This window comes from Streptomyces sp. IBSBF 3136, assembly GCF_036815105.1.
In the GTDB taxonomy this organism is placed as follows: Bacteria; Actinomycetota; Actinomycetes; order Streptomycetales; family Streptomycetaceae; genus Streptomyces.
Genome location: NZ_JAJSZC010000207.1, coordinates 1 through 13,857, shown reverse-complemented (window position 1 = coordinate 13,857; position 13,857 = coordinate 1). Strand labels below are relative to the sequence as shown.

Genomic DNA, 13,857 nt, shown 5'->3' with positions numbered 1-13,857 from the left:
CTTCAGTAGCGGGGACAGGATTTGAACCTGCGACCTCTGGGTTATGAGCCCAGCGAGCTACCGAGCTGCTCCACCCCGCGTCGGTGAACACGACATTACGTGAGGGAGGTACGGGGAGGCAAATCCATTCGGCGGCGCGTGTCCCAGGTCACGCGCCGCTACGCCGACAGCTCCTCCCGCAGGGCGTCCCGCAGCCGCCCCGCGCGCTCGGCGACCTCGGCGGGGCCCAGCTCCACCGCCCGGGCGGCCCACTTCTGCCCCTCGGCCAGCTCGCCCCGACGCGCGTAGACGAGGGCCAGCCGCAGAGCCGCCCGCCCGTGCCCCGCGTCGGCGGCCCGCGCCCACCACACGGCCGCCTCCGGCTCGCTGCCCTCGCGGGCCAGCAGCAGCCCCAGGTTGAACGCCCCGTTCCGGGAGCCGGCCTCGGCCGCCGTCTTGTACCAGCGGGCCGCCTCGACCACGTCGCCCCGGGCCGCGGCCAGCATGCCGACCCGCACCTGGGCCCGGCGGTGTCCCTGGGTGGCCGCCCGCTCGTACCACTCCTCGCACTCGGTCTTCTCGTGCACGGTCTCGCCCAGCTCGTGCGCGGGCTCCGGCGGCCGCCGCGCGTCCAGCACGGTGGCAAGACGGTACGCCGCCTCGGCGCTGCCGCCGCCGGCCGCGCACCGCAGGTGCCGTTCGGCCTGCTGTTCGTCGCCCTCGCGCAGCCGGGCGATCCCGACCTGCAGCGCGGCCTCGGTGTGCCCGGCCGCGGCCGCCCGCTCGTACCACCGCAGGGCGACCACGTGCTCGCCCCGCCCGGCGTGCAGGATCCCGAGATTGAACGCGGCGTCCACGCTTCCGGCCTCGGCCGCCTTGGAGAACCACGGTTCGGCCCCCGCGGTGTCGCCGCCCTGGAGCAGCAGGATGGCGAGCGCGTTGGCCGCCTCCCGGTGACCGGCGTAGGCGGCCCGCCGGTACCACTGCTCGGCCTGAGCGGTCCGTCCCTGCTCGGCACAGAGCAGCCCGAGGTTGTACGCCCCGTTGTCGTCGCCGGCGTCCAGCGCGGCCCGGTACCAGCGCTCGGCGGTCTGCGTCTCGCCGCGTTCGGCGTGCAGCGCGCCCAGCGCGTTGGCCGCGTTGCCGTCGCCGTCCTGGGCGGCCCTGAGCCACCACACGGCCGCGCTCTCGGTGTCCCCGGCGTCGCGCAGCAGGAAGCCGAGCGCGCAGGCGGCCTGCGGCTCGCCGTCCTTGGCGGAGGTCAGGTACCAGCGGCCGGCCTCCTTCAGCTCCCCGCGCTTCTCCAGGATCGCGCCGAGGTGCAGCGCGGCCCGCCGGTGGCCGCGCGCGGCGGCCTGCCGGTACCACTGCTCGACCTCCTCGACAGCGTTGTCACCCGCGGCCTCGTCCTCGTGGGCGGCCCTGCGGTCGAGTGCCCGCGCCATCCGGTAGGCGGCCTCGCGGTGTCCGCGTTCGGCGGCGGCCCGCATCCAGTGCCCTGCGCCGGCGTCGCCGCGGTGCTCCAGCAGGTCGGCGAGCGCGTAGGCGCCCAGCGCGTGGCCCTGCTCGGCGGACTGGCGCAGCCAGTACTCGGCGGCGGGCTCGTCACCGCGTTCGCGGTGGTGCCGGCCGAGCGCATGCGCGGCGGCGGCGGAGCCGGCGACGGCGGCGATCCGCCACCAGCCCGCGGCCTCGTCGGCGTAGCCACGCTGGTGCAGGAGGACGCCGAGGTTGTTGGCGGCGGCCCGGTCCCCGGCCGCGGTGGCGGCACGCAGCAGGGGCTCGGCCCCGTCGAGGTCGCCGCGGCGCAGCAGCATGGCGCCGAGGACGCTCATCGCCTCGTTCTCCCCGGTCTCCGCGGCGAGTCGCAGGCGGACCTCCTCGGCGTCCTCCCCCATGTCGTTCGTCTCGCCCCGGGTCGGCTCCTCACCCGGGGGCTGCACAAATCGCCCTGTCTCGAACAGAGTTGCCTTGTCCCCCATAACGTCCATCGTCGCACCACCTGCAACCTGGGTACACCCGGTATACCGCAGCCTGTGAGGTCACTTCAGCGTTTTGTCGACATGCCCACAGAGAGACAAGTCAAACACAGATCGCCCAACTCCCCACCGCGGCGCGGCGGTCCTCCCCCTCTGCACATGAGTTCGCACATCACGAAGGCCCGGATCCCTGTAAGGATCCGGGCCTTCGTTTTCAGTAGCGGGGACAGGATTTGAACCTGCGACCTCTGGGTTATGAGCCCAGCGAGCTACCGAGCTGCTCCACCCCGCGCCGTTGTGAATCAACCGTACCACGGCGCGGGACGGTGTTGATCAGCCCTTGTGGCTCCCGTTCGTCCTGTCGGCCTTGGTCTGCGCGTCCTCGGCCCGCTTCAGCGCGGCCTCCAGGTCCTTCTGCGCCTTGGCCCAGGCGTCCCAGTCGGGGCCCTGCGGCTGTTTCAGGGCTTCCTTGCCGGCGTCGATGGCCTTCTGGGCGTCCTGCAGCGCTTCGCGGACGGTGGGGTTGGCGGTGTCCGGCGGGTTGGTGGTGCCGGTGTCCGGCGGTGTCGAACTCTTCACCCCGAACACCTCGTCGAGCGCCTCGGGCAGGGTGTCCTTGAAGGCGGTCCTGCCCTCGTAGGTGACCAGGACCTTGCGCATCAACGGGTACTTGAGGGAGCCGCCGCGGACGTACACGGGCTCCGCGTACAGCAGTCCCCCGTCGAGGGGCACGGTCAGCAGATTGCCGTACTCGACCTTCGAGTGCCCGCGGCTGAGCAGGCTGATGGTCTCGGCGATGTCCGATTCGGAGTTGAACTGGCTCTGCACCTGCTTGGGTCCGTCGACCGTCGTGCTGGTCGGCAGCTTCAGGATTCTGATCTTGCCGTAGTCGGCGGTGCGCGGATCGGAGTCGACGGCCATGAACGCGCTGAGGTTGTCCCGCCCGTTGGGCGTGAACGTCGTCGTCAGCGAGAACGCCTGGGCGCTCTGGTCCGGCATCTTCATGCTCAGGTAGTACGGCGGCACCGCGCTGCCCGAGTCGTTGGTGGGGTCGTCCGGCACCTCCCACACCTCACTGCCGCTGAGGAAGGTCTGCGCGTCGGTGACGTGGTACCGGGTGAGCAGTTCGCGCTGGACCTTGAACAGGTCCTGCGGGTAGCGCAGGTGGGCCATCAGGTCGCCGGAGATGTCCGCGCGGGGCTTCACCGTGCCGGGGAAGGCCTTCATCCAGGTCTTCAGCACCGGGTCCTTGGTGTCCCACTGGTAGAGCTTGACCTCGCCGGTGTACGCGTCGACGGTCGCCTTGACCGAGTTGCGGATGTAGTTGACCTGGTTCTGCTGGGCCACCACCGCACGGGAGTTGTTGGTGGCGGTCAGCGAGTCGGCCGTCGTGTCACCGAGGGTGGTGCGGGAGGCGTACGGGTATCCGTTGCTGGTCGTGTACGCGTCGACGATCCACTGGATGCGGTGGTCGACGACCGCCGGGTAGGCGTCGCCGTCGATGGTCAGCCAGGGGGCGACCGCCTCGACCCGGTCCTTGGGCGTGCGGTTGTACAGGACCCGCGAACCCTTGCCGATGGCGCCCGAGTAGAGGATCTGCGGCTCGTTGAACGCCACCGCGTACGCGGCCCGGTTGACGGGGTTGTCGAGGTTGACACCGCTCTTGCCGGTGTAGCTGGTGGTCTTCTCGCCCTCGTCGTCGGAGTAGTCGACCTCCTTCTGGGGGCCGCCGACGATCGAGTACGTGGTGGTCTTCTCGCCGTAGTAGATCTGCTGCTTGTAGGAGCCGAGGTCGCCGGTGGACGGCAGGTTCTTCTCGGTGAAGACCGGCCGGCCCTCGGCGTCGGCCTCGGTGCCCTTGGCGGCGACCACGCCGTAGCCGTGGGTGTAGCGGAAGTGGTCGTTGATCCAGTTGTTCTTCGGGACGCCGTCCAGGTTCAGCTCGCGCAGACCGATGACGGTGTCCTGGTCCTTGCCGTTCTTCGGGTACCGGTCGACGTCGAGGTTGGTCGGGAACCCGTAGTAGTTCCGGATCTGCTGGAGCTGCTGGAACGTCGGCGAGACGATGTTCGGGTCGAGGATGCGCAGGCTGGCGGTGTCGTCGACCTGGTCGCGCAGCACGGTCTTGTCCGGCGTGGTGGACTTGCCCGAGTACTCGCTGACCTTGGTGTCGTCGATGCCGTACGCGTCCCGCGTCGCCTTGAGGTTCTTCTGGACGTACGGGGCTTCCTTGGCCTGCTCGTTCGGCTGCACCTGGAACTTCTGCACGATGGCCGGGTACAGGCCGCCGATCAGGATCGCCGAGAGGACCATCAGTCCGAAGCCGATGACCGGCAGCTGCCAGGTGCGCCGCCACAGGGTGGCGAAGAACAGCAGCGCGCAGATGACGGCGATGCAGAACAGGATGGTCTTGGCGGGCAGATAGGCGTTGGCGTCGACGTAGCGCAGGCCGGTCCAGTTGTCGGTGGCCTTGAAGTCGCTGGACTTGACGGCGAGTCCGTACCGGTCGAGCCAGTAGGCGACCGCCTTCAGCGCGACGAAGACACCGAGGAGCACGGACAGGTGCCCGGTCGCGGCGGCCGTGGCGCGCGCGCCGGGGCTGGTGACGCGCAGCCCCCCGTACAGGTAGTGGGTGAGCGCCGCGGCGATCAGGCAGAGGATCGCGGCGGCGAAGCCGAAGCCCAGCAGGAACCGGTACCAGGGCAGGTCGAACGCGTAGAAGGCGACGTCGAGGTGGAACTGCGGGTCCTTCTGGTGGAAGGGCACGCCGTTGACCCACAGCAGCCAGGTGCGCCACTGGCCGGCCGCCGAGGCGCCCGCGATCAGCCCGACGAGGGCGGTGACGGCGAGCAGCAGCCACGTCTTGTAGGGCGCGATGCCCATCCGGTAGCGGTCCAGGCTCTGCTGTTCCAGGGACATGGCGCTCAGCGGGGGCCGCAGCCGGTGCGCGAGCCAGATGTTGAAGCCCACCGCGACGGCCATCAGCAGGCCGAAGACGAAGAACAGCCCGATCTTCGTCCACAGCGTGGTGGTGAACACCGACGAGTAGTGCACCGACCGGTACCAGAGCCAGTCCGTCCAGAAGCCCGCGAACATGGTGAACGCCATGCCGAGGACGGCGAGGACGCCCAGTGTCATGAGCAGGGTCCGGGCCCGCCGGGACGGGCGTCCCGCTCTGATCCGCGGCCCCGTCGGGCCTCCGCCGCGGTCCGGCATCTGGAAAGCCAAGGTGCGCACCTCGAAGTTCGCTGTCGATACGTCAGGCCCCCGTGTTCGCGGGCCCCCGTGTGGCCCGGTGATCGCGGGCCCACACCTATGCAACTTACTCACGGTTTAGCCGGTTCCCGATTCCGGCCGGGAACGAGGCAGGATTGTGACCATGTCCAACACTCCCATGGCAGCGAACCCGCTCACCCGGGCCGTACTCGAGATCGACGAGTACGCCTCCGGCCTCGGCTGGGACCAGCCCGCTCGCCTCTTCGCCCTCGTAGACACCGCACGGCTGCGGTCCCAGGAACCCGCCCTCGCGGCCCAGCTCGGCCTGGCGGACGAGCCCGAGACCACCGGTCTCACCCCGATCGAGCAGGACGAGGTTCCAACGGACAAGCCGCTCGACGAGTTCCTCGGCACCATCGCCTGGCCGGACGCGGTGGTCGGGTGCGCGCTCACGGTGGAGCGCCTGATGCTGCCCCCGTCGGCCGAGGCGCAGGTCCCGCAGGGGCTGAGCGAGGCCAAGCTGGCCAAGTGGGTGGCCGAGCACCCCGAGCGCCAGGAGGTCCGCATGACGGTCGCGGTGCTGCGCGACGGCACCCGCGACTCGGCGCTGCGCCTGCGCGAGAAGGATTCCTCGACGGAGGTCCTCACGGGCCCCGACCTGGTGCCGGGTCTGGCCCAGGCGCTGTCCGTCACGTTCGAGGACTGATCCGCTCCACCCGTACGGCACTGGGGGGGCCCCTGTCACAGGGGCGCCCCCAGCCGCGTACCGGGACCGACGGGTCAGCTGCCGGTGGTGCACTTCGGCAGCGCGGCGGTGTCGCCGTCGCGGATGTCCTTCAGGGCGCCGAGGGCGTCCGCGATGGTCTTGACCTTGACCAGGGTGAGCCCGCTCGGGGTGTCCTTGGCGGCGGCCGCGCAGTTGTCGGCGGGGGTCAGGAAGTACTGGGCTCCCTTGTCGCGCGCGCCGACGGTCTTCATCTCGATGCCGCCGATCGGCCCGACGTTGCCGCCGTCGTCGATGGTGCCGGTGCCGGCGACGAACTTGCCGCCGGTGAGGCTGCCGGGGGTGAGCTTGTCGTAGATGCCGAGCGCGAACATCAGGCCGGCGCTGGGGCCGCCGACGTCGGCGAGCTTGACGTCGATGGTGAACGGGAAGGTGTGGTCGGTCCCGGCGGAGATCCCGACGATGGCCCGCTTGGCGCCGCTGTCGTCGGAGGTCGTCGTGGTGATGGTGACGTCCTGGGTGCCGGTCGCCGTCCGGTGCGCCTTCTCGGCGGCGGCCTGGTCCTTGACCGGGACGACGGTGAAGACGACCTTCTGCCCGGGCTTGTGCCGGGTGACGAGCTTGGCGACGTCGGACGGCTGCTTGACCGCCGTGCCGTCGACGGCCTTGATCACGTCACCCGCGTGCAGCCTGCCCTCGGACGGCGAGCCCTTGACGACGGTGGAGACGATCACCCAGGACTTCACCGGGACGCCCAGTTCCTTCAGCGCGGCGACCTTGGCGCTCTCCTGGGACTGGCTGAACTCCTCGGCGTTCTCCTGGCTGGACTGCTCCTCCGTCTTGCCGTCCGGGTAGAGCGTGTCATGCGGGACGATCTTGCTGTCGTGCGCCAGCCAGCCGTAGACGGCCTCCACCAGGTTCATCCGGAAGTCGGCGCTGGTGACCCGGACGGTCGTCATGTTCAGATGGCCGTCGGTCGGGTACGTCTTGTGCCCGGCGATCTGCAGCACCGGCTCGCCCTCGTGATCCCCGAGCGTGTTCACGGTCGGCCCCGGGGACATCTCCGAGTACGGCACGGGGATGAGCACTCCCGCGCACAGGAGCGCGATCAGCATCAGGGTGGAGGCGAGCATCGTCGCGGTGCGGCGTGGCATGCCACGACAGTACGGGACGGCCCTGTCAGCGCACCGTCAGGGCACCCCTGTCAGGCGCCGCGCGCACCCGTGTGGGACTTCTCCATCGCCTCGCGGAACCGCGCGTACCCGTCCAGTTCGGGACCGTCGCTGCGTGCCTTGCGCGTGCGGTTGGCCCAACTGCCCCACAGCCCGGCACAGACCGCAGCGACAAACGGAATCAGCAACCAGACGAGTGCCGCCATGCCGACCTCCCTACCCCATGAGCGTCCGCAACTGAGTGATCAGCAGATTAACCACCCGCACTGACAACGCTCACGTGAGGGGTGCGGTTACGCAACCGCAGTACCCGGAGGGCCCAACGTGGACCGAGGCGCGGCCGGGACCGGCGGCCGCGGCGGGGGTCAGCAGGCGCCGACCCACTCCTCGGTGCCGTCGGAGAACGTCTGGTGCTTCCAGATGGGCACCTCGTGCTTGACGTCGTCGATCAGCCGGCGGCACGCCTCGAAGGCCTCCGCGCGGTGCGGGCAGGAGACGGCCACGACGACGGCGAGGTCCCCGACCCGCAGGTCTCCCACCCGGTGGACCGCGGCCAGGGCCCGCACCGGGTACTCGGCGACGACCTTCTCGGCGACCCGCCGCATCTCGTCCTCGGCGCTGGGGTGGCAGGAGTACCCGAGCGCGTCGACGTCGGCTCCGCCGTCGTGGTTGCGGACGGTGCCCACGAACAGCGCGATGCCGCCGGCGGCGTCGTCCCCGACGGCCCGGTACACCTCGTCCACGGACAGCGCGGTCTCCCGGACGGCGATCAGCTTGACGGGGTCCTGGGCGACCTGCTCACCGGGGTGATCGTGCGTGGATGCCATGCCCCCATCGTGCCGCATCCCGGTGACACGCCGGAATACGACTTTCACCAGGCACGCGCGCGGTGCCGTTTGGAGCCTCCTACAGGGGCGGCGGAAGGGACCGGCCCGGACCGCGGGGCCGGCCCTCGGGCACGGACCGCCCGGCTCAGCGCCGGCGGGCCTTGCGGGCCCGCCGGACCACGGCGGCCGCGCCCAGCAGGGCCACCGTGGCGCCCGCGGCACCGGCGGCCGTCGCGTCCTTGCGGCCCAGTCGGCGCCCGGCGACCGTGTGCCGCCCGGCGACCTCCTCCAGCAGCTCCGCCAGGACCTCCTCGTTGGTCCACCGCGGCCGCCACCCGGCGTCGTGCAGCCGGCTCCCGCTGACCACCCACGGGTACATCGTGTAGGCGAGGTCCCCGGCCGGGGAGGGGGTGAGGCCGATGCGGTGCAGGCGGGCGGCGGCGCCGAGCGCGACTGCGGACGGCAGCTCCATCCGCCGGATCCCGCTCAGCTCCTCGACCTCCTCCTGCTCCAGCCATCCGTCGCAGCCGACGGCCAGCTCTCCTTCGACCTTCTCCACGACGGCGTACTCCAGGGCCCCGCACAGGTCCTCGACGTGGCAGAACTGCCAGGCCGGCCGCGATCCGGCCACCACGAGCAGCCGGGGCGACTCGAAGTACCGGGTGAGCGCGGTGTCCGTGCCTCCCACGAGCACCGCGGGCCGCACCACGGTGACGTTGAGCCCCGGGTGCGCGCGCGGGGCCCGGCGGGCCAGCCGCTCGATCTCCAGCAGGTCCCCGACCCCGGTGGCCTCGGCCGTGGCCCGCAGCTCCGCGTCCTCCGACAGCGGCAGCTCGTTGTCCGGCAGCGCCCCGTAGACCATCGCGGACGTGCACAGCACCACCCGGTGCACACCGGCGGCCGCGGCGGCGGTCAGCACGGTCTGCGTCCCGCGCACGTTGTAGGCGGTGCGCGCGGCCGTGTCGCTGCCGAGGTCCAGGTCGAGCGCCAGGTGCACCACCACGTCCGCGCCACGCAGCTTGTCCGCGATCGCGGGGTCGCGCACGTCGAGGATGTGCCACTGGGCGGCCTCGCACTCCCCGCGCCGCTCGTCGATGGCGATGACCTGCTTGATCTCCTCGGAGGCCGCGAGCCGCTCGGTGAGCAGCGCGCCCACTCCGCGGGCGGCGCCGGTGACGGCGACGACGGGTCCGCGCACGCGGGGAGTGGTTGACGGGTTTCGCGCTGCGCGAACCTGCGGATCTGGGGAACTCACCGGGCGTCTCCAGCGGTTGTCTTCAGTACGGGCGCCGAGTGACGCGCACGTACCAGGTGCATCCATCCTGCCGCAGGCCTTCACAGGACGAAGCACCGAGGCCCGATCGGGTCCGGGTGTCTACGCTGGGTGGTGTTGTCGGGCAGCCGCGCCGCCGGAGAGACACCGGTGGCCTTACCAGCCGAGGAACCCCGTGAGTGACACCCCATTCGGATTCGGCCTTCCGCCGGAGGAGCCGGAAGACGGCGACGAGGGCAAGAAGAAGGACCAGGAGAGCGGTGGTGGGCAGGGACCGGCCAACCCGTTCGGTTTCGGGCAGTCCGGAGCCGGAGGCTTTGGCGGCCCCGGCGCCGACAATCCGCTCGCAGCGATGTTCGGTTCCCTGAACCCCACCGACCTGGGTGCCGCGTTCCAGCAGCTGGGCCAGATGCTCTCCTACGAGGGCGGCCCGGTGAACTGGGACATGGCCAAGCAGATCGCCCGCCAGACCGTCGCCCAGGGCACGCCGGACGGCGTGAAGGACGCGAGCGTCGGCGCCTCCGAGCGCTCCGCCGTCCAGGAGGCCGTCCGCCTGGCCGACCTGTGGCTGGACGACGTGACGTCCCTGCCGTCGGGCGCCGGCACGGCCGTGGCCTGGTCCCGCGCGGAGTGGGTCGAGGCGACCCTGCCCGCCTGGCAGGAACTGGTCGACCCGGTCGCCGAGCGGGTAGGCGCGGCCATGGGCGACGTCCTGCCGGAGGAGATGCAGGCCATGGCGGGCCCGCTGATCGGCATGATGCGCTCCATGGGCGGCGCCATGTTCGGCACCCAGATCGGGCAGGCCGTGGGCGTGCTCGCGGGCGAGGTCGTCGGCTCCACCGACATCGGCCTGCCGCTGGGACCGTCCGGGAAGGCCGCGCTGCTGCCGGCCAACGTGGAGGCGTTCGGCAAGGACCTCAGCGTCGCCCAGGACGAGGTGCGGCTCTACCTGGCGCTGCGCGAGGCAGCCCACCAGCGTCTCTTCACGCACGTGCCGTGGCTGCGCTCGCACCTGTTCGGCGCGGTCGACGGGTACGCGCGCGGCATCAAGGTCGACACGGCCAAGCTGGAGGACGTGGTCGGCCAGTTCGACCCGCAGAACCCGGAGCAGCTGCAGGACGCCCTCCAGCAGGGCATGTTCCAGCCGGAGGACACGCCCGAGCAGAAGGCGGCCCTGGCCCGTCTGGAGACGGCTCTGGCGCTCGTCGAGGGCTGGGTGGACGCGGTGGTCCACGCGGCCGCGAAACCGCGTCTGTCGTCCGCCGACGCTCTGCGCGAGACGCTGCGCAGGCGCCGCGCCACCGGCGGCCCGGCGGAGCAGACGTTCGCCACGCTGATCGGCCTGGAGCTGCGCCCGCGCCGGCTGCGTGACGCCTCCCGGCTGTGGGCCTCGCTCACGGACGCGCGCGGCGTCGACGGCCGCGACGACCTGTGGCACCACCCGGACATGCTGCCGACGGCCACCGACCTCGACGACCCGGACGGCTTCGTGCACCGCGAGCAGCCGGACTTCTCCGAGCTCGACAAGATGCTCGGCGAGGCGGCCGGCAAGCCCGACCTGAGGAAGCAGGACGACGGCGAGGCCGAGGGCGACGGCGGGGCGAAGGGCGACGGCACCGAGTGAGCCTCCATGACGACGCGGTCCTCGCCCTCAAGGGGTACGGGGACCAGGAGGAGCTGCGCCAGGTCTACCTGGACCACCTCGACGCGCATCCGGACGGCATGTGGAAGGCGTGCGGCGACGGCCACATCACGGCGAGCGCGCTCGTGATCGACGCCGAGCGCGGCCGGGTGCTGCTCACCCTGCACCGCAAGCTGCGGATGTGGCTGCAGATGGGCGGCCACTGCGAGCCGTCCGACGCCACGCTCGCGGACGCGGCGCTGCGCGAGGCGACCGAGGAGTCCGGCGTCGCCGGGCTGAACCTGCTGCCCGGCGGCCCGGTCCGCCTCGACCGGCACCACACGCCGTGCGCCTGGCACCTCGACGTCCAGTACGCGGCGCTCGCCCCGGCCGGCGCCGTGGAGGCGATCAGCGACGAGTCGCTGGACCTGCGCTGGTTCGCCTACGACGAGGTGGCCGACGTGGCCGACGCCTCCGTCGTGCGCCTGGTGGAGGCCACCCGCGCCAGGCTCTGACCGGCGGCCGGGCGCCGTGAGGCGCCCGGCGATGCGGGGCGGCCGCCACGGCGGCCGCCCCGCACGTCGCTCCGGCGGCCGGTCAGCTCCAGACGTTGCCCTGGTTCTGGCCCCGCGCCCCGTGCTGGCCCATGCCGAACTGCGCGGCGACGCCCTGGCCGATCGCGGCGTTCTGCGGCGGCAGCAGCTCACTGGGCTGCACCAGCGCGAACCCGGAGCCCATGAAGCTCAGCTCCCAGCCCTCACCGGTGTTGCCCCGCCGCCGCCACACGCCCGAGGAGTGGGTCTGGGCCTGCATCTGCACCCGCAGCCCGGTGGACCAGGCGACGATCGCGTCCGCGTCGCAGTTGACGTACTTGTCGGGCGTGACCTGCATCAGCAGCGGGGCGCCCGAGGTCATCAGGGCCACCTTGCCTCGGCCGGTGATGTTGAGCTGGTACTTCCCGGACCCGGAGATGCCGTAGAGGCTGTCGACGGCGATGACCTCGTGGTGCAGCGAGGAGTCCATGGCGAGGACGTAGCTGCTGTCCACCGTCAGGCCGTCCTGTTCGACGTCCATGACGTGCACGTACTGGGCGAGGTTGGCGAGGAAGACCGTGCCCTGCCCGTGGCAGCGCATCAGGTCCAGGCCCTCTCCGGTGAGCGCACGCGCGCGTGCCTGGCCGTTGCTGCGGTACTCGGCGTCGAACTCGACGAGTCCCTGGTAGGCGACCATGGTGCCCTTGCGGGCGAGGATGTCGTCGTGCCCCTCCAGGGTGACCCGGAGCATCTGCTTGTTCTGCAGGCTCCAGCGCTCCTGGGTCTGCGCGTCGTTGTGGGCGAAAAGCGGGCTCTGCATGGTGTTCTGACTCCCCCTCAGCCCCGGAACCGAAGGCGGTCGGTGCTGTCCTCGCTGGGCTGGACGACGACGATGCCCTGGCCGGAGAAGGCCATCTGGTAGGCCTCACCGCTGCCCCGGCCGATCAACGACTGCGCCTTGAAACTGCGCTTGCCCTTCACCCTCAGGTTCGGGGACCAGGCGACGAGCGCGTCGGGGTCGACGTAGGTCTCGTCCTCGCCGCCGCCGCAGTCGACGACGATCGGCTTGCCCCGGGAGGTCAGCGCGACCCAGCCCTGCCCGGAGATCTTCGTGTTCCACAGGCCCTGCCCGGCGAACTTGGCGAGCCCCTTGACGCGTTCCACCCCCCAGGTGAGGTGGGCGTCGAAGGCGAGCAGGTTGGTGGCGTTCACGGAGATGCCGTCGCCGTTCAGGTTGATCACGACGACGTCGGCGCCGTAGTCGGCGAGGTAGAGCAGTCCGTCGCCGCTGCACTTCATCAGCGGGGCGCCCTCGCCGGTGATCCAGTCGCGGGCGATCTGGCGGACGGCGGGCGGGTTGGGCTCGTACTGGATGAAGCCTTCGTAGGCGACCATCGAGCCCACGCGCGCGAGGAGGTCGTTCCCGGTCTGCATGGCGACCTTCAGCATGTGGTTGCCGTGGTTGTCCATGCGGGCCGTGACGGGTGCGGGGGCGTAGCCCGCGAGTGGCTGGTTCATGACGGGCTCCCCTAGACCTCGTACGGCTGGACGACGATGAAGTTGCCGGGCGCGCCCCGGAACTGGAGGTTGACGCTCTCCCCGGTGTCGCCCGGGTAGGCGTTGCGGCGCATCCGCACCTGGCTGGAGACGATCACCTGGGAGGCGGCCGACCAGGCGACCACGGCGTTGCAGTCGGCGAAGGTCGTGGGGGTCACCGGCAGCACGACGGGCGTGCCGTGCGTCTTGACGACGATGGTGCCGGTGCCCTGGAACTGCATGGTGAACAGCGCGCCGCCGGGGATGCCGTGGCCCTCGATGCGACGGACCTCGTACTGCAGGCTCTCGTCGAAGGCGAGGACGTTCTCGGCGGAGACGCAGATCGCGTCGCCCTGAAGTTCGACGGGGTGGACGTGGGTGGAGTTCTCGGCGAGGAACACCTGGCCCTGGCCGGTGCAGCGCATCAGCTGCATCTCCTGGCCGGTGGCGTTGCCGACGAGGCGACCGGCGAAACCGGCGCCCTTGTAGCTGAAGTCGACCTTGCCCTGGTAGAGCACCATGCTGCCCTGCCGGGCCAGCACGGGCTGCCCGCCGATGCCGAGGTCGACGCGGATCAGCTTGCTGTTCTGCTGGGTCCAGCGCTGCCCGGTGGGCGTCTCCTTGAACTTCTGGAGCGCGGCCGACACCCCGGCACCGCCCTGCGGGGCGCCCTGCGGCACGCCGTAGGGGGTGGTCTGCTGGCCGGGTACCTGACCGTAGGGCTGCTGCTGGCCGTAGCCCGGGGGCATGGGCGCGCCCGGCTGGCCGCCGTAGGAGGGCGGCTGGCCGTAGCCCGGAGGCATCGGCGCGCCCGGCTGACCGCCGTACGACGGCTGCTGCGGCTGGCCGTAGGGCGCGGGGGCCGGGGCCGGCGGCGGGACCGTGCCGCCGGGCGGCGGGGTCAGCGGGGCGATGACCGTCGGCGCCCCGTGCATGTTCGGTGCGGGCGCCGGGGGCGGCGCGCCCGGGCCGCGTAGTCGAAGGAGCGCAGCATCCC

At 71.5% G+C, this 13,857-nt stretch carries 12 protein-coding genes and 2 tRNA genes; 3 read left to right on the top strand and 11 right to left on the bottom strand.

What is annotated here, in order from left to right; genetic code table 11:
- Positions 1-6: 6 nt before the first annotated feature.
- The 4 genes from V7E45_RS31860 to V7E45_RS31845 form a co-directional block, all read right to left on the bottom strand.
- Positions 7-80: transfer RNA gene (locus V7E45_RS31860), tRNA-Met, on the bottom strand.
- Positions 81-158: 78 nt separating this feature from the next.
- Complete coding sequence (locus tag V7E45_RS31855; RefSeq protein WP_333777705.1) at positions 159-1,970, bottom strand: tetratricopeptide repeat protein; 1,812 nt, start codon at positions 1,968-1,970, stop codon at positions 159-161.
- A 206-nt stretch (positions 1,971-2,176) separates the two neighbouring features.
- Positions 2,177-2,250: transfer RNA gene (locus V7E45_RS31850), tRNA-Met, on the bottom strand.
- A gap of 41 nt (positions 2,251-2,291) precedes the next feature.
- Positions 2,292-5,174, bottom strand: a complete 2,883-nt coding sequence (locus V7E45_RS31845) for a UPF0182 family membrane protein (RefSeq protein WP_333777706.1) — start codon at positions 5,172-5,174, stop codon at positions 2,292-2,294.
- A 163-nt stretch (positions 5,175-5,337) separates the two neighbouring features.
- Here V7E45_RS31845 and V7E45_RS31840 point away from each other — a divergent pair, with 163 nt between their 5' ends.
- Positions 5,338-5,880, top strand: coding sequence for a PPA1309 family protein (locus V7E45_RS31840; protein WP_333777704.1), 543 nt, complete (start codon positions 5,338-5,340; stop codon positions 5,878-5,880).
- A 74-nt stretch (positions 5,881-5,954) separates the two neighbouring features.
- On the opposite strand, the gene V7E45_RS31835 is transcribed toward V7E45_RS31840, so the two are convergent.
- From V7E45_RS31835 to V7E45_RS31820, 4 genes are all read right to left on the bottom strand, one after another.
- On the bottom strand, positions 5,955-7,052 hold the full coding sequence (locus tag V7E45_RS31835) for a YlbL family protein (RefSeq protein ID WP_333777703.1): 1,098 nt from the start codon (positions 7,050-7,052) through the stop codon (positions 5,955-5,957).
- A gap of 50 nt (positions 7,053-7,102) precedes the next feature.
- Positions 7,103-7,276 (bottom strand): hypothetical protein, encoded by a 174-nt coding sequence (locus V7E45_RS31830; protein WP_333777702.1) that lies wholly within the window; start codon positions 7,274-7,276, stop codon positions 7,103-7,105.
- 159 nt (positions 7,277-7,435) lie between these two features.
- Complete coding sequence (locus tag V7E45_RS31825) at positions 7,436-7,897, bottom strand: molybdenum cofactor biosynthesis protein MoaE (protein WP_333777701.1); 462 nt, start codon at positions 7,895-7,897, stop codon at positions 7,436-7,438.
- Between the two features lie 145 nt (positions 7,898-8,042).
- Positions 8,043-9,152, bottom strand: coding sequence for an SDR family oxidoreductase (locus V7E45_RS31820; protein WP_333777700.1), 1,110 nt, complete (start codon positions 9,150-9,152; stop codon positions 8,043-8,045).
- 193 nt (positions 9,153-9,345) lie between these two features.
- Here V7E45_RS31820 and V7E45_RS31815 point away from each other — a divergent pair, with 193 nt between their 5' ends.
- Positions 9,346-10,794 (top strand): zinc-dependent metalloprotease, encoded by a 1,449-nt coding sequence (locus tag V7E45_RS31815; protein ID WP_333777699.1) that lies wholly within the window; start codon positions 9,346-9,348, stop codon positions 10,792-10,794.
- Positions 10,791-11,306, top strand: coding sequence for an NUDIX hydrolase (locus tag V7E45_RS31810; protein ID WP_333777698.1), 516 nt, complete (start codon positions 10,791-10,793; stop codon positions 11,304-11,306). Before V7E45_RS31815 ends, V7E45_RS31810 begins: the two co-directional genes overlap by 4 nt.
- Before the next feature lie 82 nt (positions 11,307-11,388).
- On the opposite strand, the gene V7E45_RS31805 is transcribed toward V7E45_RS31810, so the two are convergent.
- The 3 genes from V7E45_RS31805 to V7E45_RS31795 form a co-directional block, all read right to left on the bottom strand.
- Positions 11,389-12,144, bottom strand: a complete 756-nt coding sequence (locus tag V7E45_RS31805; protein WP_333777697.1) for an AIM24 family protein — start codon at positions 12,142-12,144, stop codon at positions 11,389-11,391.
- Positions 12,145-12,161: 17 nt separating this feature from the next.
- Complete coding sequence (locus tag V7E45_RS31800; protein ID WP_333777696.1) at positions 12,162-12,842, bottom strand: AIM24 family protein; 681 nt, start codon at positions 12,840-12,842, stop codon at positions 12,162-12,164.
- Positions 12,843-12,853: 11 nt separating this feature from the next.
- On the bottom strand, positions 12,854-13,857 hold a 1,004-nt coding region (locus V7E45_RS31795; protein ID WP_333777695.1), incomplete at its 5' end, for an AIM24 family protein.

Bases quoted from the DNA above. Each gene is read 5' to 3' on its own strand.
- V7E45_RS31855 (WP_333777705.1), bottom strand. From the start codon at position 1,970: ATGGACGTTATGGGGGACAAGGCAACTCTGTTCGAGACAGGGCGATTT.
- V7E45_RS31845 (WP_333777706.1), bottom strand. From the start codon at position 5,174: ATGCCGGACCGCGGCGGAGGCCCGACGGGGCCGCGGATCAGAGCGGGA.
- V7E45_RS31840 (WP_333777704.1), top strand. From the start codon at position 5,338: ATGTCCAACACTCCCATGGCAGCGAACCCGCTCACCCGGGCCGTACTC.
- V7E45_RS31835 (WP_333777703.1), bottom strand. From the start codon at position 7,052: ATGCCACGCCGCACCGCGACGATGCTCGCCTCCACCCTGATGCTGATC.
- V7E45_RS31830 (WP_333777702.1), bottom strand. From the start codon at position 7,276: ATGGCGGCACTCGTCTGGTTGCTGATTCCGTTTGTCGCTGCGGTCTGT.
- V7E45_RS31825 (WP_333777701.1), bottom strand. From the start codon at position 7,897: ATGGCATCCACGCACGATCACCCCGGTGAGCAGGTCGCCCAGGACCCC.
- V7E45_RS31805 (WP_333777697.1), bottom strand. From the start codon at position 12,144: ATGCAGAGCCCGCTTTTCGCCCACAACGACGCGCAGACCCAGGAGCGC.
- V7E45_RS31800 (WP_333777696.1), bottom strand. From the start codon at position 12,842: ATGAACCAGCCACTCGCGGGCTACGCCCCCGCACCCGTCACGGCCCGC.